Raw genomic sequence first — 20,671 nt, forward strand, 5'->3', positions numbered from 1 at the left:
GGAAATCCGCCTACACTCATGCGCAAATGGCAGACAACAGGAGCTGACTTCACAGAACTGCCGCGAAAGAGAGACGGACGGTTTGAACGATGCGAAAGCTTATCACGCCCATTGCAAGCCTTGGTCTTGTTGCCGCGCTGGCAGGTTGCAACAGCACGGACGCGCTGATACCGCAGGTCGACGTCGGCGGCGGAACGTTCCGCTCGCCACCGGTGACGCAATCCGATCTGGAGTCGATGTCGACGCAGACGGCCGTCGTTCCGGTGCAAAGCTCGCCGGTGCAACGGACCCAGGCCTTCGCCTCCCAGCCGGCCCCAGTCAGCATGCCGACGCAATATGCGACCGGCGACAGCACCTACACCGACCCCGCCGGCTCGCTTGAGGCGCAGGCAAGCCGGCTCGCTTCCGGTGCCGAACCGGTGCAAAACACCATAACGCTTGCCGAACCGGCGCCCGTTGAAACGTCTGAGGCGGCTACAGAAGCGGTTGAGGAGCAGCCGGCCGTCGCCTCCGTTCCTTCCGCAAGCACGGCAACAAGCGGGACGATCCGCTTCCTGCCGATCATCGGTGCGCCAGTGGCCGCCGTCGCACCGCTTTCCAAACAGCTCGGCGCCGAGGCGCGCAGCCATGGCCTGACGATCAAGGGTTCGGCCGATGCCAGCAGCGAGCACATCCTCAAGGGCTACTTCTCGGCATTGAAGGACAACGGCAAGACCACGATCGTCTATGTCTGGGATGTACTCGACGGCAGCGGCAACCGACTGCACCGCATCCAGGGGCAGGACTCGGTTGCTGCAGTCGGCGCCGATCTCTGGGAGGGCGTTCCGGCCGAAACCATGCAGGCAATCGCCACCAAAACCATCAGTTCCTACCTCGAATGGCGGCAATCCAGGCCCGGTTGATGCAAAGTTTTTAGGATAATGCGCTTCGCGGCGCAGCATTCCCCTTGCATTCAAGTTCAGTGTCGCTAAAAAGCGGCCGATCAGCTCTGAACGGCGGCCATCCGCAAAGAATGTCCGCGATTGGAATGGCTCTCGGAATCTGCGCGGAAAATGCCGCTCCCGGATGAACCCGGACGGTAGCCGCGCCAGCTCAAGGCGGTCCGTCAATGAAGGTTTTCGCAGGCAACTCGAACCGGCTGCTGGCCGAAGCGATCTGCAACTATCTCAACCTGCCTCTTGGAAAAGCGACCGTAAGGCGGTTTGCCGATCAGGAGATTTTCGTCGAGATCGGCGAAAACGTGCGCGGCGAGGATGTCTTCATCATCCAGTCGACCTCGTTCCCCACCAACGATCACCTGATGGAACTGCTCATCATGATCGACGCGGTGCGCCGCTCCTCGGCTCGCCGCATCACCGCGGTGCTCCCCTATTTCGGCTATGCCCGCCAGGACCGTAAGCCCGGTCCGCGCACGCCGATCTCGGCCAAGCTCGTGTCCAACCTGATCACCGAAGCCGGCGCCGACCGCGTGCTGACCCTCGATCTTCACGCCGGACAGATCCAGGGCTTCTTCGACATCCCGACCGATAATCTCTACGCGATCCCGATCCTCGCCCGCGACGTGAAGGAAAACTACGACCTGAAGAACGTCATGGTCGTTTCGCCCGACGTCGGCGGCGTGGTGCGCGCCCGCGCTTTGGCCAAGCGACTCGACTGTCTGCTGGCGATCGTCGACAAGCGCCGTGACCGCCCGGGTGAATCGGAAGTCATGAACGTCATCGGCGACGTGAAGGGCAAGGACTGCCTGCTGATCGACGACATCGTTGATTCCGGCGGCACGCTCTGCAACGCCGCCGAAGCGCTTTTGAAGCACGGCGCGACCAGCGTCACCGCCTACATCACCCACGGCGTGCTTTCCGGCGGCGCGGTTGCCCGCGTCACCTCGTCGATGCTGAAGGAGCTGGTGATCACCGACTCGATCCAGCCGACGACGGCGGTCCAGTCCGCGCACAACATCCGCGTCATCACCACGGCAACCCTGCTCGGCGAAGCGATCAACCGGACCAGCCAGGAAGAATCGGTTTCGAGCCTCTTCGACTGAGATAGGCTCGGCCGCCCACAAAAGTACCCGTCTTCGTCAGGCGGGATTTGGCGTCCATTTTACGTCGTCCCTGAAGAGCGCGTTGCGTTCAAGCAGCCTTATGCAACGCGCTTCAACTGCTCGATTTCACGCATGTCGTCGTCGCAAAACGGCTGCGCACTTTTGTGCGACATGTCTTCCGGCACAATTTCATCGTTAAATCGGAATCGATTTAACGATGAAATTGTGCAACAAATCAAAGTGCTACAGTGATCTTTGCGCGCCTGGTTAGACGGCGCGGCGCTTTATTGCCCACCCCAAGAGTTGTCATCTTCCATCCGCGGGGGTAACATTTGCCCGCTGCAGCTGGCGTCTTCCTCTGCAGACTGCATTGTTCATCGATAAGGTACTTCTCGAACAGAAGACCTTTTGACACTTCGAAGCACATCTTCGGAACGTTACTTCCATGCAGTGCCACTTAGGTGGCGGCTCCACGATCTATCCTGATCACGCACGGATAATTTGGAGGAAAAGATGAATAACCGTACGCTAATCCTCATTTTTGTAGGCGGCCTCGCCTTGTCTGGCTGCCAATCTGCTGCGAGTTCCGGGACGAGCACCGGCGATTTCGGCTGCCTTGCCGGAACCGTCAGCGGCGCAATCCTTGGCGGGTTCGCCGGCTCGGCCATCGGCGCAGGCAGCGGTCAGCTCTGGGCTGTCGGCGGCGGCGCCACGCTTGGCGGTGCGGCCGGTAGTGCCTTGACTTGCCGCTGATTGCGAAAGGCTACGAAATGCGAAAAGTGGCTCTGGTTGTGGCATCCGTGCTTTGCCAGCTCGCTCCGGTCGCCGCACAGGATAAGCCTGCGGCGATGTATCAGGGGCAAATGGATCGGCTCGACCGCGACGGAGACGGCGCGATCAGCCGGTCCGAATATCAGGCATTCATGACAACGGCTTTCGCAAATCTGGACAAGAACAAGGACGGCACTCTGAGCTCCGACGAGGTAGCGCCTGTCCTGAACGCGCAACAGTTTGCCGCCATCAACGTGAACCGCGACAGCAAGATCACCCAGAGCGAGTTCCTGAACAGTGTGATGGCCGATTTCAAGGCCGCCGACCGCGGCGGCGACGGTAGTCTGCAGTAGAACACGCGCGGATCGGACGAAAAGCGGTCGCGAATGCCGCGAGACAGAGGACACGGCCGTCAGGTCACGCTGACGGAAGGAGCGGTCATGCGCCGGCGCTTGTCGTTGTGGTCGCCAGCGGGCAGGCTTCCGCGCCGTCAAATAGGCGCGAGCGCGTTAGAAACCGTCTCTCGCGGCCATTGTCGAGCGAGAACATCCCACCCCTGCCCGGCACCACGTCGATGATCAGTTGCGTGTGCTTCCAGACTTCGAACTGGCTGGCGCTGATATAGACCGGAACGCCGCCGATCTCGCCGAGCTTCACATCATGGTCGCCGACGATGTAGTCGTCGGCGGGATAACACATCGGCGACGAGCCGTCGCAGCAGCCACCCGACTGGTGAAACAGGATGTCCGGATGGTCGCGCCGGATTTCGGCGATGAAATCTAGCGCCGCGTCGGTCGCCAGCACGCGCAGTTCGGTGGCGGCCATGTCCAACCTCCTTGCGCAGGCCCTGCGCATTGCGGTTTCAAAGAGAGGGTGGACCGAGGGCGAGAGCTGGAAAAGAGCCCTCGGCCGCACCCGGGAGGCCCTCTCCGCCAAAAGCGAAGAGGGAAACGTGCAATGGCTCAGAAGAAGCCGAGCGCCTTCGGGCTGTAGCTGACCAGCATGTTCTTGGTCTGCTGGTAGTGGTCGAGCATCATCTTGTGGGTCTCGCGGCCGATACCCGATTGCTTGTAGCCGCCAAAGGCCGCATGGGCCGGATAGGCATGATAGCAATTGGTCCACACGCGCCCTGCCTGGATCTCGCGACCGAAGCGGTAGCAACGATTGGCATCACGGCTCCAGACACCGGCGCCGAGGCCGTAGAGCGTATCGTTGGCGATCTCCAACGCTTCGGCTTCCGTCTTGAACGTGGTCACGGACACCACCGGCCCGAAGATCTCCTCCTGGAACACCCGCATCTTGTTGTGCCCGCGGAAGACGGTCGGCTTGACGTAGAAGCCTTCCGCCAGCTCGCCTTCAAGCACGTTGCGGCCGCCGCCGGTCAACACTTCAGCGCCCTCCTGCCTGCCGATGTCGATATAGGAGAGGATCTTTTCGAGCTGCTCACTCGACGCCTGCGCACCGATCATCGTGGCGCTGTCGAGCGGATTGCCCTGGCGGATCGCTTCGACCCGCTTCAGCGCCCGTTCCATGAAGCGGTCATAGATGCTTTCCTGAACAAGGGCCCGGCTCGGGCAGGTGCAGACTTCGCCCTGGTTGAGCGCGAACATCGCGAACCCTTCGAGCGCCTTGTCGAAATAGTCGTCATCCTCGGCAAGCACGTCGGCAAAGAAGATGTTCGGCGACTTGCCGCCAAGCTCGAGCGTCACGGGAATGAGGTTCTGGCTGGCATATTGCATGATCAGCCGCCCGGTCGTCGTTTCGCCGGTAAAGGCGATCTTGGCGATGCGCGGGCTTGTGGCCAGCGGCTTGCCGGCCTCAAGACCGAAACCATTGACGATGTTGAGCACGCCGGCCGGCAGCAGGTCGCCGACGAGGTCCGCCCAGACCAGGATCGAGGCCGGTGTCTGTTCGGCCGGCTTCAGCACCACGCAGTTGCCGGCGGCAAGCGCCGGGGCAAGTTTCCACGCGGCCATCAGGATCGGAAAGTTCCAGGGGATGATCTGGCCGACGACGCCGAGCGGCTCGTGGAAGTGATAGGCGACCGTGTCATGGTCGATCTCGCCGATCGAGCCCTCCTGAGCGCGGATGCAGGCGGCGAAATAGCGGAAATGGTCGATCGCCAGCGGAATGTCGGCGGCCATGGTTTCGCGGATCGGCTTGCCGTTGTCGAAGGTCTCGGCCCGCGCCAGAAGCTCCAGATTGTCTTCCATGCGGCTGGCGATCTTCATCAGGATGTTCGACCGCTCGGCAGCCGAGGTGCGCGCCCATTTTTCCCTGACCGCATGGGCAGCATCAAGCGCAAGCTCGATATCGGCCGCATCGGAGCGCGCAACCTGGCAAAGCACGCCGCCGGTCACCGGGGTCGTATTGTCGAAGTAGCGCCCAGCCACCGGCTCGCGCCATTCGCCGCCGATGAAGTTGCCATATTTCTGCCTGAACGGGCTCTCGACGATCTTCTGATGCAACATGCTCATTCCTCCCTGTAAACCAGCAACCAAAGCTGTGGGAGGAAGGTGATGGCGAACGTGCGTCTTCGAAAGTGAGGCGCGGTCGCCTGCGACGCGATCTGTTTCATTATTGAGACAGCTGGGCTCAGGTCTCCGTGCTGCAATGCAGCAAGGAGAGGAACGCGTGATCGTTTGTCCGGTATCCGCCCCTCATCCGCCTGCCGGCACCTTCTCCCCGTAAGCAGGGAGAAGGCAGTCACGGCACTATCCCGTTCCCATTTCAAGCTCCGACCCGTGGTCGCCGCCGCCGGGCACGTCCCCTCGCCCCGCCTGCGGGGAGAGGGTTAGGGTGAGGGGCAGCCTTCAGATGACGTTGAAAGATCAGTTGACCGAAAGCCGTTTCATCTTGCGATAGAGCGTCGCGCGGCTGATGCCGAGCAGTTCGGCCGCCATCGATACATTGCCATTGGCGCGCGACAGTACCCGCCGAAGGGCTGCCCGCTCGGCATCGGGAAGCTCGCTTCCGTCTCCAGACGGGTCCTCCCGAAGAAGGTCCGATGCCGGAATGCCCGACGCGATGCGTTTGTCGTCAAGCCCCAGCCATTGGCGCGCCGCCCGCGTCGCGCCCTGCACGAGATCGTCGCGATCGACCGCCAAGAGCGCCGGCCCAGCCCGGTTGACCGGCACGAGCACGATCCGCGATCCGGCAAAGGCGCGGCGGAAGAGCCCCGCCTCGATGCGTGCGGCGGCATCGCGCACTGCCTGTGACAGCAGCGAGATGGTGATTTCCGACGCGTCGTCGCGGCAGGTGGAGATATCGATCGCGGCCGCCAACCGGCCGCGATGATCGCGGATCGGTGCGGTGGTGCAGCTGAGCCCAATATTGCTGCTGAGAAAATGCTGGTCGCGCTGGATGATGACGGCGCGCTCGTCGGCGATCGCCGTGCCGATGCCGTTGGTGCCGACACTCGCCTCGCTCCACACGGTTCCCGACCACAGGCCGACGCCTCGGAAATCCGCATCGTCACCGACAGCACCACGCCGCTCGAGCGCCACGCCCTTGTCGTCGGTCAGAAGCAGGCAGCAGCCAGCCTTGCCGACGGTCGCGAACAACCGGTCGAGTTCGCCGCCTGCTTCCGCGATCAACTCTGCCGATCTCTGACGGGCCAGTCGGAACTCGCTTTCGGAAAGTCGAAGCGGCGTGCGCCTGTCCTCAGGCGCCAGGCCATGGAGCGTCATGCAACGACGCCAGGAAGCAGCAACGGGCGAACTTGCAGCCGCCGACGACTGGTGCGCGACCTGATAGACATATTCCGTGTGATCCCTGACGGCAGGCATCGGCTTCCTCCCTGCAAGCGACGTCCGGCAACCGCAGGTCACGACCGCTCTCCCAAACGGCGGCCTGCTTTGGCCGCACTATAGGCATCGTTTACGGAAGAGGTCCAGCAAGACGAAGGTCCACGTTGAAGTGCGCATCAGCGCGTTTGATGCGTTCATCACGCTACTGCACAATTCCTTAAATCGGAATCGATTTAAGGAGAAAATTATGCAGCAAGTTTAAAGCCTTACAGCGTCCTTTGCGCGTCATATTTGACGCGCGGCGCTGTAGCGGTATCGACAGGCCGGCGGAATGTGATAGGCGAGTTCGAGCATCATCCGACGCGCATTCACAACAACCGGTTGCCAGCCATGCTTCGTGACTTCTCGCTCCAGAGCCTGTTCATGGGCCTCTTGATCGCCTTTGTCGGCTTCGCCAGCTCCTTCGCCGTCGTCCTTCACGGCCTTGGCGGCGTCGGCGCGGCGGAAGCACAGGCTGCGTCCGGGCTAATGGCGCTGTCGATCTCGATGGGCGTCTGCGCCGTCATCCTCAGCGCCGTCACGCGGCTGCCGGTCAGCATCGCCTGGTCGACGCCCGGCGCCGCCCTTCTCGCCAGCTCCGGTGTTGTCGAGGGCGGCTTCAACGCTGCCGTCGGCGCCTTCCTTGTCTGCGGCCTGCTCATCGTCGTTGCCGGCCTCTGGAAGCCGCTCGGCCGTATGGTCTCCTCCATTCCGGCCGCACTCGCAAATGCCATGCTGGCCGGCGTCCTGCTCAGTCTCTGCTTTGCCCCGGTCAAGGCGATCGGCTTCAATCCGCTCTTCGGCCTGCCGATCCTCTTGGCCTGGGCGATCGTCGGCAGCGTCAACAAGCTCTATGCCGTGCCGGCGGCCTTGCTCGCCTTCGTGCTCGTCATCGCCTTTGGCGTCGAAATGCCGGCCGATGCGTTTGCCGAACTGTCTTCGGCGCTGGTGCCGCGGCCGGAGTTCGTCATGCCGTCCTTCACGACCGCGGCGATGATCAGCATCGCGCTGCCGCTGTTCATCGTCACCATGGCGTCGCAGAACATTCCCGGCATCGCCGTGATGAAGGTCAACGACTATAATCCCACCCCCGGCCCGCTGTTTGCGACGACCGGCCTGTTTTCGATGCTGAGTGCCCCCTTCGGCGGCCATGCCGTCAATCTTGCGGCCATCACCGCCGCCATGGGGGCTGGTGCCGACAGTCACCCGGACCCAGCCAGGCGTTATTGGTCGACGATCAATGCCGGTATCTTCTATGTCATCTTCGGCCTGCTTGCCGGCGCCGTCACCACCTTCGTCAGTCTCGCGCCGTCGGTGCTGATCGAGGCGGTCGCCGGTCTCGCCCTCGTCGGTGCCTTCGCCGGTTCCACCATGGCAGCCTTCACCGACGCCAGGACGCGCGAGGCGGCCGCAATCACCTTCCTGGTGACCGCCTCAGGCGTCAGTTTCGGCGGCGTCTCGGGTGCCTTCTGGGGCCTGATCGCCGGCGGCCTGATGCTGGCGCTTGCGCGCTTCACACGCAAAAAGGCCTGAGCCCGCCGCGCCCGCGACGCGGCATCGCTATTTGATTTCGCGCATGTCGTTATCGCAAAACCGCTGTGCACTTTTGCGCGACATGCTTTAAAACCGCGGCAAAGCTTGCATTTGCGGGTGATCTCGTCTATGCACCGCCCGTCCGCGTAGACACCCTTGGAGGCAACGCGGATGAAGCCCATGCGGCTTCGGTTTTTCCGCCATTGCGGATGAACTCTCCAGAATTAGACATAGAAAGGTCTACCCATGAGCCACGCAACTTATGAGCTCAAGGCCGAGACGCGCGAACGGGTTGGTAAGGGGTCCTCCCGTGAACTTCGTCGCAACGGTCTTATCCCGGCTGTCATCTACGGTGACAAGCAGGCCCCCATCTCGATCGCGCTGTCCACCAAGGACGTGACGATGAAGATCCACGCCGGCGGTTTCATGACCACCGTCGCGGTCATCGAAGTCAACGGCGAAAAGATCCGCGTCCTGCCGAAGGACTACCAGCTGGATCCGGTCCGCGACTTCACCATGCACGTTGACTTCCTGCGCGTCTCCAAGGACAGCAAGGTCACCGTCCAGGTTCCGGTTCACTTCGTCAACGAAGAGAAGTCCCCGGGCCTCAAGGCTGGCGGCGTTCTCAACATCGTTCGCCACGACGTCGAACTGGCCGTTGCTGCCGACGACATTCCGGAATTCCTGACTGTTGACCTGTCCGGTCACAAGGTCGGCGACGCGATCCACATCTCCGACATCAAGCTGCCGAAGGGCGCGACCCCGGTTATCACCGACCGCGACTTCACGGTTGCGACGATCGCTGCTCCGGCTGGCGGTCTGAAGGAAGAAGCCGAAGGCGAAGCAGAAGCCTGATTCACCTCAAGGTGAAGCGGCAATCCGGCAGCTGCCGGATACCCTGCAATACCCATTGAAAGGCCCGCCCCGTCAAACGGGCGGGCCTTTTGCGTTGAACGCGTCCGTTGCCGTGCTGTCACTCCCGGATAATCGAGCCAGCCCCTCACCAATTGTCATGTAGCAATTTCAGCAACATTTAAGGTTTTGATGATGTTCTTGCGGCGGGGAAATTGTAGGCAAGCGTCTTAAGAGAATCCGAAATGACAAGAGTGGCAACGCCTGGGGGATGCGTCCAATGATGCATTCCGTCGAGAACCGATTTATTGCGATTGTCTGCGGTGCAATGCTGGTTTTCGTTGCCCCTCTCTTCGTGCTCTTCCTCAGCATTTCCAGCGAACGCATCGCACGCGAGCGTCTGCACAACATCGAGCTTCTGATGGGTGCCAGCGCTGAAGCGCTGGGCAAGCCGATCTGGGATTTCGACAGCGACGGCATCAAGCGCATCGCCCGCTCGCTGATGAACGACACCGATATTCTCGCAGTCACGATCCGCGACACCTCCGGCTCGATCCTCGCGCAGATGCCCTCCGGCGGTCTCGGCATCGACAGCGACAGCCGTACGCTGAAAACGCCCATTTCCTTCGACTCGATCGACGGCCTCAAGGCAATCGGCAGCCTCGAAGTGCACGCGCCGACACCCGGCCTGCTGTCGCAGTTCAGCAAGGACGAGCTGGCGATCCTCGCCATCCTGCTGATCGCCGTCGCCACCGTCTTTGCCGCCGCGCTCATCGGCAACCGCTTCACCGTCATCCGCCCGCTGATGCGCCTGACGGCCGCCATCGAGGCGACGCGGCGCTTAGGCTCGCGCCACCGGGTCGACTGGACAGCCGACGACGAAATGGGCGCGCTGGCCGCCAATTTCAACGAGATGCAGGACCGGCTCGAGCGCGAGTCGATGGAACTGAAGAGCGCGCATGAGCGCGCCACCGACATCTACAACCTGACCCCGGCGATGCTGTTTTCGCTCGATACCGACAACCGTCTCTGCGCCGTCAGCGACTATTGGCTGCTGGCAACCGGCTATGCCCGCGAACAGGTGATCGGCGAAAACTTCACCGACTTCATCGATCCGCACTGGCACGAGACCTATCGCAGCCACGCCAAGGCGATCGCCGTCGGCGACCACAACATCTGCGAGGTTACCGTCCCCTTCCGCAAGGCCGACGGCGAGTTCATGACCGTGCTGATCCTCGAGACGGAAACGACGGGGGACGGCGACCTGTCGCTGTCCGTCATGACCGACGTCACTGCGTTGAAGCAGGCCGAAAGCCGCAACCACGCCCAGGCGATCACCGATCACCTGACCGGCCTTCTCAACCGCCAGGGTTTCGAGGCGGCTCTCGACGAGGCGATCATTACCGCCGATGCCTGCGGCATCCAGGTGGGCTGCCTGTTCATCGACCTCGACCGCTTCAAGTGGATCAACGACAATTTCGGCCATGCTGCCGGCGACGAGGTTCTGCGCCACACGGTCGAGCTGATCCGCGCCACCCTGCGTCCTGACGATGTCATGGCCCGGCTCGGCGGCGACGAGTTCGCGATCCTGGTTTCGGACTTGGATGTCGCGACGCTTGCGTCCGAAATCGGCGAGCGCATCGTCAATACTCTGCGCGAGCCCATGCACATTGCCGGCAACGAGCTTTTCGTCAGCGCCAGCGTCGGCATCTCGGTTTATCCCGAGCACGCCGAAAACGCGTCTGACCTGTTGCTCAAGGCCGATATGGCGATGTATGCCCGCAAGCGCGACGGCAAGAACGGCCTGCAGGTGTTCGACGCCAGCATGCTCGACACCGCCCGCGAGCGCCACGAGATCGAACAATGCATCGAAGCGGCCCTCAAGGACGATCACTTCGAGGCCTGGCTGCAGCCGATCGTCAGCCTCAGTGACGGCCAGATCGCCGGCTTCGAGGCGCTGATGCGCCTCAACCATCCGGAAAAGGGCGTGATGCCGCCCGGCAAGATCATCGGCATTGCCGAGGAAACGGGAACGATCGCCCGCATCGGCGACTGCATCCTCGAAAAGGCAATCCGGCATCTGGCTGATATCTCCGCCCTCGACGGCACGCAGAACACCTATCTCGCGGTGAATTTCTCGCCGCTGCAGTTCGAGCTGACGCTGCCGCACAAGCTCGCAGCACTTCTCCTCAAGCACCATATTTCGCCGAACCGGATCGTCATCGAAATCACCGAAGCGGTGCTGATGCTCGACAATCCGGAAGTGCATGCGGTGCTGAAGCAGCTCAACGAATTCGGCTGCCGGATTGCGCTCGACGACTTCGGAACCGGCTACTCCTCGCTGAGCTACCTCAACCGTTTCCCGGTCGATATCGTCAAGGTCGACCAGTCCTTCACCCGTTCGCTCAGCTCCGGCACCGCCGATATCCGCCGCAAGAGCCGGATGCTGATCAAGGGCATCCGTACGATCTCGCATCAGATGGGCTGCACCGTGGTCGCCGAGGGCATCGAGACGAAGGAGCAATGGCAACTCCTGCGCAAGCTTGGTGTGGATTGTGGGCAGGGTTATCTCTTCAGCCGCCCCATGCCGATCGGCAAGATGCTGGCCATGTTGGAGAGCGACTCCGAAGTCAAGGCAAACACTCAAGGATAGCGGCCAGACACTGGCGCGAAGGAGCAAGGCGTGAAAGAGCTGATCCTGGCATTCTTCCTCGGCCTTTCCACCGCCGCCGAAGCCCAGACGATCAAATTCGTCACCGAGGATTATCCGCCCTACAACTTCTCGACCCCGAGCGGTGCGAGCGGTTCCTCGGTCGAGCAGGTGAGCGCGATCATGGAGGGGCTGAAGCTTCCCTATACGATCGAGGTTCTGCCCTGGGCGCGGGCCTTCATGCTGGCCGAAACCGACGCGTCCTATTGCGTTTTCACCACCGGCCGCAACGCCGAGCGCGACAAGCTGTTCCAATGGGTGCAGCCGCTACTTGTCGACCATATGATCATGGTCCGCCGCAAGGGATCGGACATCGCCCCGAGTACCATCGATGCGGCAAAACGGTTCACGATCGGTACCCAACGGGAAGATTTTTCCGCCACCTACCTCATGGAACATGGCTTTCAGAAGATCGACTACGCGACCAACCTGGACTCGACCCTGAAGAAGCTGATCGCCGGCCGCATCGACCTGATGATGACGTCGGAGAAGACCTTCGAAAGCATGCGGGCCGAGGGCAAGCCCGTCGAGGCGGCGCTGATGCTGGAAGGAAAGTACTACGGCATCGCCTGCCACCGCGACATGGACAGGGAAACGGTCGAGAAGATGCAGCGCCAACTCGACCGCCTGATCGGCAACGGCACCCAGGATGCAATCTTCGAACGCTACGGCGTCCGGCCGAGCGGAAGCGTGCAGGCAACGAAATAAGGATTGACTCTGGTGGCGTTTCGCGCTCGTGAAGCGGGGAAAGCCCGACGGAGCGTAACGACATGCAGATCATCGCAGGACTTGGCAATCCAGGTTCGAAATATGCCTCAAACCGCCACAACATCGGTTTCATGGCTGTCGACGTCATCCATCGCCGCCACGGCTTTTCCGCCTGGTCGAAGAAGTTCAAGTCCGAGATCGCCGAAGGCGAAATCGGCGGTGAGCGCGTTCTCCTGATGAAGCCGCAGACCTTCATGAACCTCTCAGGCGAGGCGGTCGGGGAGGCCATGCGCTTCTACAAGCTGCACCCGAAGGACATCACCGTCATCTATGACGAGCTGGACCTGCCGGCGGCAAAGGCGCGCATCAAGGTCGGCGGCGGCCACGGCGGGCACAACGGCATCAAATCGATCGACGCCCATTGCGGCAAGGAATATCGGCGCATGCGGCTCGGCATCGGCCATCCCGGCGTCAAGGATCTCGTCCACGCCCATGTGCTCGGCGATTTCGCCAAGGCGGACCAGGCCTGGCTGGTGCCGCTGCTCGACGCCATCGCCGACAATGCCGACATGCTGGTGCGTGGCGAGGATTCGCAGATCCTCAACAAGATCGCGCTTGCGACCGGCGGCAAGCCGGACGAGGACAAGCCCCAGGCGCCAAAAAAGCAGGGCGCTCAATCTCATATCCATCAGGCCCGCAATTCCGCACAGCCCAAGAAGCTGCCGACGAGCGGCCCGATGGCCGACATGCTGAAAAAACTGTTCGGCCCGAAAGGAGACTGAGGCGTGTCACCCTCGCCCTTCGCCATTCGCGCCGCATCGGCAGGCGACCTGCCCGGACTTCTTGCGCTTTATGGCGAACTGAACCCGGACGACCCGGCGCTCGACGCCGCACTGGCCGCCGATCGTTTTTCGACGATCCTTGCTCAGCCCGGCATGACGATTTTCATTGGCCTTGCCGGCGACATCGCGGCCGCATCGGTCACATCCGTCGTCGTGCCGAACCTGACGCGGAGCGGCGCACCCTATGCCCTCATCGAAAACGTCGTCACGTCAGCTGCCTTTCGCCGACGGGGCTTTGCCGGCGCACTGATCAGCCACGCGATTGCCGAAGCCTGGGCCGCCGGCTGCTACAAGGTAATGTTGCTGACGGGATCGAAGGATCCCGCGACACTGCGCTTCTATGAGAATTGCGGCTTCCGGCAGGACAAGACCGGCTATCAGATCCGGCGTCCCTGACCGTCACTCCTCCGGCTCGGTCATGAACATCAGAGGGAAGCCGGCGTCCTTGGCGAGATCGGTCGCCTCCTTGGCCTTGGTCTCGGCGATATCGCGCACGCAGACGACGACGACGGAAACCCCGAGCTTGTGCGCCGTCATCATCACCCGGTAGCCTGCCTCCTCGCTCATGTGGAACACCGCCTTCAGCACCGTGACGACGAAGTCGCGCGGCGTGTAGTCGTCGTTGACGAGAATGACCTTGTAGAGTTTCGGCCGCTCCAGCTTCGGTTTCGGCTTCAGCTTCGGTTTTGCGGCAAGATCGTCGTCACTCATCGGAAATCCACCCGTTGATGACAGGAAAGCGATCACGGTCGCCAGCCGCCACACTATCCTATGCGGACGCGCTGCGATCAAGAAAAAGCCGGGCGTCGGGCATCGAAGCCGCTCGGCAAGCCCATACGGCGCACTCCATTTGCCATGGCCGCATTTGCCATCGCCGCGTTCGGCCTGCGATGCGCATTACCTGCCACTTTGATAACCGACGAACATTTTTGCCGCCTCATCATAGCCGCGAGCCCGATCCAGTGCCGCCACAGGCGTCTGCCGCCGCGCGAGCAGCGCGTGGAAGAAGCAATGCACGAACAGCGGCGCGTCCGCGCCCTCGGGCGAACCGTCCGGACCGACATAAAGAGCCGCGCGCCCACGCCCGACGAACGCATCGCCGAAAACCCTGCCGCCGGTTTCGCAGGCGGTGCTGAGGATCACCTTGCCGTCAAGCCGGGCGTGTTCGGCAATGACCGAAGGCGGCATACTGTCTTCGACCAGCATCGACGTATCGATGCCCTCGCAATACTCACCGAAGACGAAGCCATTGTCGTCACCGTGGCCGCAGATAACGACGTATTGGTGCACGAGGTCGCCAGCGCCGATCAAGGTGAGAAAATCCTGCGGCGTGCCCGGCAAATGCAGGGTGACGACGGCACCGAGACTTTCCAATGTCGCGCGGATGAGCAAGGCCTCTAGCGCATCGCCGATATCGACGACGGCTACCGGCACCCGCGGGAACATGAATTTCTGATCGATCAATTCCGTCACCCCCTCAGGCATGTCCTCAGCGCCGCGGAAAAGTCAGCGGTCTTCGAAGCGGATATGCGGCTCGACGCTCGTGGGTTCAACGGCCAAGACCCCTTATTTACCGTGAACAGGGCGTGCGCCCTTGACCAACCAGCGCCCTTCCCGCATAGGCACGCCAACGGAATTCAAGGATACGGACGAGACCCCATGGGCTTTAAATGCGGTATTGTCGGGCTGCCGAACGTCGGCAAGTCCACTCTCTTCAACGCGCTTACCAAGACGGCGGCGGCTCAGGCTGCCAACTATCCGTTCTGCACGATCGAGCCGAACACCGGCGAAGTCGCGGTTCCCGATCCGCGCATGCGCAAGCTGGCCGACATCGCCAAGTCGAAGGAAATCATCCCGACGCGCATCTCCTTCGTCGATATCGCCGGCCTGGTGCGCGGCGCGTCGAAGGGCGAAGGCCTCGGCAACCAGTTCCTCGCCAACATCCGCGAAGTGGATGCCGTCGTGCACGTGCTGCGCTGCTTCGAGGATGACGACATCACCCACGTCGAGGGCCGCATCCACCCGGTCGCCGATGCCGAGACGATCGAGACCGAGCTGATGCTCGCCGACCTCGACAGCCTCGAGCGCCGCACCGAGCAGACCCGCAAGCGCGCCGGCGGCAAGGACAAGGACTCCATGGCGCAGTTGCCGATCATGGAAGCCTCGCTGAAGCTGCTGCAGGACGGCAAGCCGGTACGCACGCTGCTTGAAAAGCTCGATGCCGAAGAACTGCGCATTCTGCAGGGCCTCAACCTCCTGACCGCTCATCCGGTGCTCTATGTCTGCAACGTCGCGGAAAGCGATGCCGGCGACGGCAACGAACACACCCGCGCGGTTGCCGAAATGGCTAAGGCGCAAGGCGCCGAAAGCGTCGTGATCTCGGCGGCGATCGAATCCGAAGTGGCACAGCTGCCGGAAGAGGAAGCCAAGGAGTTCCTGAGCGCGCTCGGCCTGGAAGAAGCCGGTCTCGACCGCCTGATCCGCGCCGGCTACAAGCTGCTCGACCTCATCACCTATTTCACCGTCGGCCCGAAGGAAACGCGCGCCTGGACGATCCAGCGCGGCACCAAGGCACCGCAGGCCGCCGGCGTCATCCACACCGACTTCGAACGCGGCTTCATCCGCGCCAACACCATCGCCTTCGACGACTACATCGCGCTCGGCGGCGAAGTCGGTGCCAAGGAAGCTGGCAAGGCCCGCGACGAAGGCAAGGAATACGTCGTCCAGGACGGCGACGTCATCCACTTCCGCTTCAACACGTAAGACATGAAATCACGACGCGGCATGCAGCCGCGTCGTGATCCCGGCCGGCAGAAGGTTCATCACCACGCGGCGCAGCCTCTGCCAGAAAATGCCGATGAACAGCACGGTAACGCCGACCACCGCGAAGGTGACGAAGACGTAGCTGTCCAGCGACGCACCGCTCTTGCTGAGCATCGTCCAGACCGCGCCGCCCAGCGACAACAGCCCTGAGGTGACGAAGGCGCGGCGGTCAATGACCAGCCCGGCCAGCATGAACAGGGCAACAATCAGAATGGCGGCCACCGCCTGACCGAAGCTGGCCTGCCCGTCCCACCATGTTCCGCCGCTGTTCGGCATGAAGACCAGCCCCATCATCGAGTAGAGCAGCGCCGGCGCCGCTGTGAGATGCAGCCAGAAAGCCGTGTCGGATCGCGACGTCACGCGCTGTGGATCGGAGACGTCGTAGCGCATGGCAACCGCGAACACCCCCAATGCTCCAATGAGCAGGATGGGCGGCAGGAGCGAGATATAGTCGTCGCTAGCAACATTGATGCCGAACCCGCTGTCGAGCGCGGATACGACAGACATCACCGCGATAGATGCGATCGACAGCACCAGGCCGGCCAGGGCCAGCGGAACGCGGTAGCGCCAGTAAAACAACGCCAGGGGTATCGGGAAAGCCGCGAGATACGTCAGTGCAAGGGTTTGAGGATGCCATTCATCCCGGTGTCCGCTCAACATGGCGTACATCGCCATCGCAACCCAATGCACGAGCGCCAGTGTCAGCGCCACGGAGGGCAGCGCCAGCCGCTGGCGCCGCACCAGGACTTCCGCAAGCACGACAATCACCGGCAGCGTTGCGAACGGACCGCCCAGGCCCCAGAGGCCAATCAGGACCACCACGACGCCGATCGTGATCAGGATATCGTGAAATCCCCTGACGAACCGCGGCTGCTCGCTGTCTTCGGCCGCACGTGCATCGAGAGCAACATCGTCCCGGTCTGCGGCATCCGCTGCCACCGGCCCGAAGCTGATGCCGCGGTCGACGAGATAGGCTTCGAGATCGCTCACCTGATGCGCGGAGATAATCCCTTTTTCGGCCGCTCCTGCGAGCGCCCTGTTCAGTTCGGTCACGAGCATTCCTCAATCAAAAGCCGGTCGATACCCACAAAACAGGTGGTTGCATGAACGACCGGCATGCGCAACCTGGAAATTCCTCGATACGGTCGTATCAACTGATGCGAGAGCGCCACCCGTCAAACGTAACGCATGAGGGACGCTGTAACGCCTGAAAGCCACTGCTCAATTTCCCGCTCAAATCGATTCCGATTTGAGAAATTATGCAGTACGTAAAGCGGCAGCAAATCAGACGGGACAACTCAGCATGCTGTATTTCGAGGATTTTTCGCAACGGCGGCGCTTCGACTACAAACCAGTCGAAATGAAGCCCGCGGACATGATTGCCTTTGCCCGCGAATTCGACCCGCAGCCGATGCACCTCGACGAGGAAGCCGGCAAGCGCAGCATCCTCGGTGGGCTCTCGGCCTCGGGCTGGCACACCAGCGCCGTTGGCATGCGCATGATGCTCGACGCCTTCATGGGCCAGTCCTCGTCTCAAGGTTCGCCCGGCATCGACTTCATGGACTGGAAGAAGCCGGTGATCGCGGGCGACGTTCTAACTGGCTTCAGCCAGGTGCTCGAAGCGCGCCGCTCGCAGTCCAAGCCGAGCCTCGGCATCGTCAGGTTTCGCAACGAAATCGTCAACCAGGCCGGTGAGCCGGTGGCGGTTTCGGAATGTTCCGTGCTCTTCCGTTGCCGCGACCAGGGTCAGAACTGATGATGACGATGGAGGAGTTTTACGCCACCGGCCGCAGGACCATCATCGGCAGCCTGACATTTACCGCTGACGACATCGTCCGTTTCGCCCGCGACTTCGATCCGCAGCCCTTTCATCTCGACGCCGAAGAAGCCCGGCATTCGCTCTTTGGCGGCCTGTGCGCGTCCGGCTGGCATACCTCCGCTGGATGGATGCAGTGTTTCGTCCGGTTCTGGAAGGATGAGCAACGGCGGCTTGCCGCCGAAGGCCTGCAGGCACCAAGGCTTGGCCCTTCGCCCGGTTTCCGCGATCTGAGATGGCTGACGCCGGTCTATGCCGGCGACACCGTGACCTATGCCGTGACGTTCCTCGAAAGCCGCACGCTTGCGTCGCGGCCGGGCTGGCGGATCAACAGCATCCTGTGCGAAGGCGAAAACCAGCACGGCGAAGCGGTGATCCGTTTCGAAAGCAAGGTGATCGAGTTCGTATAGAGCACTTCCCGGAAAAGGGCGAAGCGATTTTCCGTCCGGAAATGTGTAAAAACAAGGAGCTAGCGCGTTTCCGTGACGCTATCTAACGCGGAAACGCTCCAGAGCGTGAACGACCGTCGCCCATCCCAGAAGATGCGCGCTGCGGTTATTCCTTAAGTCGGGAACGATTTGGGCGTAAAATCCGTTCGGACTTTCAAAGCTCCACGCCAGTGGCCGGCAGGCCAACGCGCAGGCGAGCTTCGACAGGAGGAACGGAGAATTATCGATGGAAAAGACCCATGTTCGTGAACTGGCGGATGAGTATCTTCGCCTTGGAGGCCATCGCCGCGTGGCGATCGACGATAATGAAACCTCGATCAGAAGCTGGGAAAGCGAACCGCCGGAAGCCGACGCATTCTGGCGGAACAATGTGGAAACGCTTTCGCCGGCAACGCAGCGCGAGGTGCAGCTGATGCTGCCGACGATCAACCGGGCCTGAGCCCTTAGTGACCTTCGAATTCGATCAGCGTGCGGACGTTGACGCCGAGCGCTTCGAGCTTCTTGCGCCCGCCGAGTTCCGGCAGGTCGATCACGAAGCAGGCCGCGACGATATCGGCGCCCATCTGCTTCAACAGCTTGACGGCCGCCTCGGCCGTGCCGCCGGTCGCGATCAGGTCGTCGACCAGAATGACCTTCTCGCCAGGGCTGATCGCATCCTTGTGCATCTCCATCTCGTCGACGCCGTATTCGAGGCTATAGGCGATGCGCACCGTGTCGTGCGGCAGCTTGCCCTTCTTGCGGATCGGCACGAAGCCGGAGGAAAGCTGGTGCGCGATCGCGCCGCCGAGAATGAAACCGCGCGCCTCGATGCCGGCGATCTTGTCGATCTTGGTACCGGCATAGGGATGCACCAGCTCGTCGATCGCACGGCGGAACGCACGTGGATTTCCAAGCAGGGTGGTGATGTCGCGGAACATGACGCCCGGCTTCGGATAATCCGGAATGTTGCGGATGGCGGCGATCAGTTCCGATTGAACGGTGGTGGTCATGGGCAAAGAAGGCCTTTGTGTCTCTTGTTACCGCAAACCCATAACACCATCGACCCGCATGTCTATAACGGTTTCTTGCCCCGCGCCTACAGCGCCGCGCGTCAAGTATGACGCGCTAAGGACGCTGTAGCACTCCAAACTTGCTGCATAATTTTCTCCTTAAATCGATTCCGATTTAAGGACTTATGCAGTCGCTGGAACAATTTGGCCGCTCCGGGGGTTGATGCTACGCTGGTGCCCACGGCACGCGGAGGAGATGAGCGTGCCGCCTGCCTCGCTTTGAGCTCACATCGGAAGGAGGAACATCATGCGCCTGTTTGAATGCGGTTCTCTTGTCCCGGGTTGCGAATGGCACACCCGCGCCGATAACGACGCCGAAATCGTCCGCCGCGTGGTGGAACACATGCGCCAGGCCCACGGCGAAACGATGATCCGCGAAAACATGATCGACAACATCAAGGCCCGCATCGTCGAGGAGACCGAGGCCGCCTGACGCAGCCACATGCCGTCTGAACGCGCGGGTTTCGCGATCATAGCGCACCCGGAGCGCATCTCATTGCCTTGCCGCCCGATGATGGTGCGGGGTGCCGAACCGGTGCGAGGCACCAACGCCATCGCGGCTACTGCATAATTCCTTAAATCGGAATCGATTTAAGGACAAAATTATGCAGCAACTCAAAGTGTTACAGCGACCTTTGCGCGTCTAAATAGACGCGCGGCGCTGTAAACCGCCCGATCTGGATTTTAGGAAAGGGTGTTGACCGATTCCGTCATCCAGTTCTGGAACTGGCGGCACACAGCGCTGCCTTCGGCGGTCCCATGCGCAGTGGCAATGGCGTGAACGGAGATTTGACCCGCGCGGTACTCACGCTCTATAGCCATTCAATCAGCACGTGGCCTGCAGTCCTCATGGTGATCTCTTGCGTTTGCCGGCGGCCTGCGCGAACGTCCCATGCCCTGCATCTTTTTTGAACTGGCATTCGAAACCAATGAACGACAAAGTTTTTGAAACGTTGACCGGCATGTACTTCACGGTCGACGACCCCGATGGAAGTTATGGCACCGGTCAAGTTATTCGTCTCGCTGCCGAAGGGATCTATTTCATTCGCTTCGATGGCAACGAGGTGACACTGCCTCTGGAGCTCGTATCCATCGGCGAGATGTTGCAGACCACCGAGGAAGAGTACAAGCTCTGGCGGTTCTTCGACACGATCGAGGAAAGGGACAAGTGGATCGAATGGCTAGACGCACCGTCGAAGCCGCGGGTCGTCTCGCTCGTGAAGCCGGCCAAGTAACGGCTGTCGGCTAGTATCGCAGAAGCCGACAGCTTGTACCTGGCAGAAGGTCTT

General features: G+C 61.6%; 23 protein-coding genes. 16 read left to right on the forward strand and 7 right to left on the reverse strand.

The features are described 5' to 3' along the window. Positions 1-89 precede the first annotated feature (89 nt). The 4 genes from BC363_RS02705 to BC363_RS02720 all read left to right on the forward strand — a co-directional run bounded on the left by BC363_RS02705 (position 90) and on the right by BC363_RS02720 (position 3,165). Positions 90-902, forward strand: coding sequence for a hypothetical protein (locus BC363_RS02705; protein ID WP_065786367.1), 813 nt, complete (start codon positions 90-92; stop codon positions 900-902). A gap of 206 nt (positions 903-1,108) precedes the next feature. Then, a complete protein-coding gene (locus BC363_RS02710) occupies positions 1,109-2,041 on the forward strand; it encodes a ribose-phosphate pyrophosphokinase (RefSeq protein ID WP_065786366.1) in 933 nt (310 codons plus the stop codon). A 513-nt stretch (positions 2,042-2,554) separates the two neighbouring features. After that, the gene (locus tag BC363_RS02715; protein ID WP_065786365.1) at positions 2,555-2,794 is read left to right on the forward strand and encodes a hypothetical protein; all 240 of its coding nucleotides are present in this window, start codon (positions 2,555-2,557) and stop codon (positions 2,792-2,794) included. A 17-nt stretch (positions 2,795-2,811) separates the two neighbouring features. Beyond that, positions 2,812-3,165, forward strand: coding sequence for a hypothetical protein (locus tag BC363_RS02720; RefSeq protein ID WP_065786997.1), 354 nt, complete (start codon positions 2,812-2,814; stop codon positions 3,163-3,165). Between the two features lie 85 nt (positions 3,166-3,250). Here the strand turns inward: BC363_RS02720 and BC363_RS02725 are convergent, their stop codons facing one another. The 3 genes from BC363_RS02725 to BC363_RS02735 all read right to left on the reverse strand — a co-directional run bounded on the left by BC363_RS02725 (position 3,251) and on the right by BC363_RS02735 (position 6,600). Further along, on the reverse strand, positions 3,251-3,643 hold the full coding sequence (locus BC363_RS02725; protein WP_141690208.1) for a DUF779 domain-containing protein: 393 nt from the start codon (positions 3,641-3,643) through the stop codon (positions 3,251-3,253). A gap of 131 nt (positions 3,644-3,774) precedes the next feature. Then, complete coding sequence (gene adh, locus BC363_RS02730) at positions 3,775-5,283, reverse strand: aldehyde dehydrogenase (RefSeq protein ID WP_065786363.1); 1,509 nt, start codon at positions 5,281-5,283, stop codon at positions 3,775-3,777. A gap of 360 nt (positions 5,284-5,643) precedes the next feature. Next, on the reverse strand, positions 5,644-6,600 hold the full coding sequence (locus BC363_RS02735; RefSeq protein ID WP_065786362.1) for a helix-turn-helix domain-containing protein: 957 nt from the start codon (positions 6,598-6,600) through the stop codon (positions 5,644-5,646). A gap of 351 nt (positions 6,601-6,951) precedes the next feature. Here BC363_RS02735 and BC363_RS02740 point away from each other — a divergent pair, with 351 nt between their 5' ends. The 6 genes from BC363_RS02740 to BC363_RS02765 all read left to right on the forward strand — a co-directional run bounded on the left by BC363_RS02740 (position 6,952) and on the right by BC363_RS02765 (position 13,641). Next, positions 6,952-8,133: a benzoate/H(+) symporter BenE family transporter gene (locus tag BC363_RS02740; protein WP_065786996.1), complete on the forward strand. Its 1,182-nt coding sequence runs from the start codon at positions 6,952-6,954 to the stop codon at positions 8,131-8,133. Between the two features lie 246 nt (positions 8,134-8,379). Beyond that, a complete protein-coding gene (locus BC363_RS02745; protein WP_065786361.1) occupies positions 8,380-8,988 on the forward strand; it encodes a 50S ribosomal protein L25/general stress protein Ctc in 609 nt (202 codons plus the stop codon). Positions 8,989-9,265: 277 nt separating this feature from the next. Further along, complete coding sequence (locus BC363_RS02750) at positions 9,266-11,638, forward strand: EAL domain-containing protein (RefSeq protein WP_065786360.1); 2,373 nt, start codon at positions 9,266-9,268, stop codon at positions 11,636-11,638. Positions 11,639-11,668: 30 nt separating this feature from the next. Beyond that, the gene (locus BC363_RS02755; RefSeq protein WP_065786359.1) at positions 11,669-12,403 is read left to right on the forward strand and encodes a transporter substrate-binding domain-containing protein; all 735 of its coding nucleotides are present in this window, start codon (positions 11,669-11,671) and stop codon (positions 12,401-12,403) included. Positions 12,404-12,465: 62 nt separating this feature from the next. Then, positions 12,466-13,185: an aminoacyl-tRNA hydrolase gene (gene pth / locus BC363_RS02760; RefSeq protein ID WP_065786358.1), complete on the forward strand. Its 720-nt coding sequence runs from the start codon at positions 12,466-12,468 to the stop codon at positions 13,183-13,185. A gap of 3 nt (positions 13,186-13,188) precedes the next feature. Continuing rightward, positions 13,189-13,641 (forward strand): GNAT family N-acetyltransferase, encoded by a 453-nt coding sequence (locus BC363_RS02765; RefSeq protein ID WP_065786357.1) that lies wholly within the window; start codon positions 13,189-13,191, stop codon positions 13,639-13,641. Between the two features lie 3 nt (positions 13,642-13,644). Here the strand turns inward: BC363_RS02765 and clpS are convergent, their stop codons facing one another. Both clpS and BC363_RS02775 read right to left on the reverse strand, forming a co-directional pair. Further along, positions 13,645-13,956, reverse strand: a complete 312-nt coding sequence (clpS, locus tag BC363_RS02770; protein ID WP_065786356.1) for an ATP-dependent Clp protease adapter ClpS — start codon at positions 13,954-13,956, stop codon at positions 13,645-13,647. A 186-nt stretch (positions 13,957-14,142) separates the two neighbouring features. Continuing rightward, complete coding sequence (locus tag BC363_RS02775) at positions 14,143-14,709, reverse strand: hypothetical protein (protein WP_065786995.1); 567 nt, start codon at positions 14,707-14,709, stop codon at positions 14,143-14,145. A 195-nt stretch (positions 14,710-14,904) separates the two neighbouring features. On the opposite strand from BC363_RS02775, the gene ychF reads away from it, so the two are divergent. Further along, a complete protein-coding gene (gene ychF / locus BC363_RS02780) occupies positions 14,905-16,008 on the forward strand; it encodes a redox-regulated ATPase YchF (protein WP_065786355.1) in 1,104 nt (367 codons plus the stop codon). A 9-nt stretch (positions 16,009-16,017) separates the two neighbouring features. Here the strand turns inward: ychF and BC363_RS02785 are convergent, their stop codons facing one another. Then, positions 16,018-17,121 carry a hypothetical protein gene (locus BC363_RS02785; protein WP_065786994.1) on the reverse strand — a complete coding sequence of 368 codons (1,104 nt, stop codon included), beginning with the start codon at positions 17,119-17,121 and terminating at the stop codon, positions 16,018-16,020. A 250-nt stretch (positions 17,122-17,371) separates the two neighbouring features. On the opposite strand from BC363_RS02785, the gene BC363_RS02790 reads away from it, so the two are divergent. From BC363_RS02790 to BC363_RS02800, 3 genes are all read left to right on the forward strand, one after another. After that, the gene (locus BC363_RS02790) at positions 17,372-17,824 is read left to right on the forward strand and encodes a MaoC family dehydratase (RefSeq protein WP_065786354.1); all 453 of its coding nucleotides are present in this window, start codon (positions 17,372-17,374) and stop codon (positions 17,822-17,824) included. Next, entirely contained in the window at positions 17,824-18,294 is a 471-nt protein-coding gene (locus BC363_RS02795; RefSeq protein ID WP_083222398.1) for a MaoC family dehydratase, read from the forward strand. The genes BC363_RS02790 and BC363_RS02795 overlap by 1 nt, the downstream gene beginning before the upstream one ends. Before the next feature lie 265 nt (positions 18,295-18,559). Next, complete coding sequence (locus BC363_RS02800) at positions 18,560-18,772, forward strand: hypothetical protein (RefSeq protein WP_065786353.1); 213 nt, start codon at positions 18,560-18,562, stop codon at positions 18,770-18,772. A 4-nt stretch (positions 18,773-18,776) separates the two neighbouring features. Here the strand turns inward: BC363_RS02800 and BC363_RS02805 are convergent, their stop codons facing one another. After that, complete coding sequence (locus BC363_RS02805; RefSeq protein WP_065786352.1) at positions 18,777-19,322, reverse strand: adenine phosphoribosyltransferase; 546 nt, start codon at positions 19,320-19,322, stop codon at positions 18,777-18,779. Between the two features lie 307 nt (positions 19,323-19,629). On the opposite strand from BC363_RS02805, the gene BC363_RS02810 reads away from it, so the two are divergent. After that, positions 19,630-19,815 carry a DUF1059 domain-containing protein gene (locus tag BC363_RS02810; RefSeq protein ID WP_065793274.1) on the forward strand — a complete coding sequence of 62 codons (186 nt, stop codon included), beginning with the start codon at positions 19,630-19,632 and terminating at the stop codon, positions 19,813-19,815. A gap of 496 nt (positions 19,816-20,311) precedes the next feature. Further along, positions 20,312-20,617 carry a hypothetical protein gene (locus BC363_RS02815; RefSeq protein WP_065786350.1) on the forward strand — a complete coding sequence of 102 codons (306 nt, stop codon included), beginning with the start codon at positions 20,312-20,314 and terminating at the stop codon, positions 20,615-20,617. Positions 20,618-20,671: the final 54 nt, after the last annotated feature.

This window comes from Ensifer sp. LC384 (assembly GCF_001695865.1).
In the GTDB taxonomy this organism is placed as follows: Bacteria; Pseudomonadota; Alphaproteobacteria; order Rhizobiales; family Rhizobiaceae; genus Ensifer.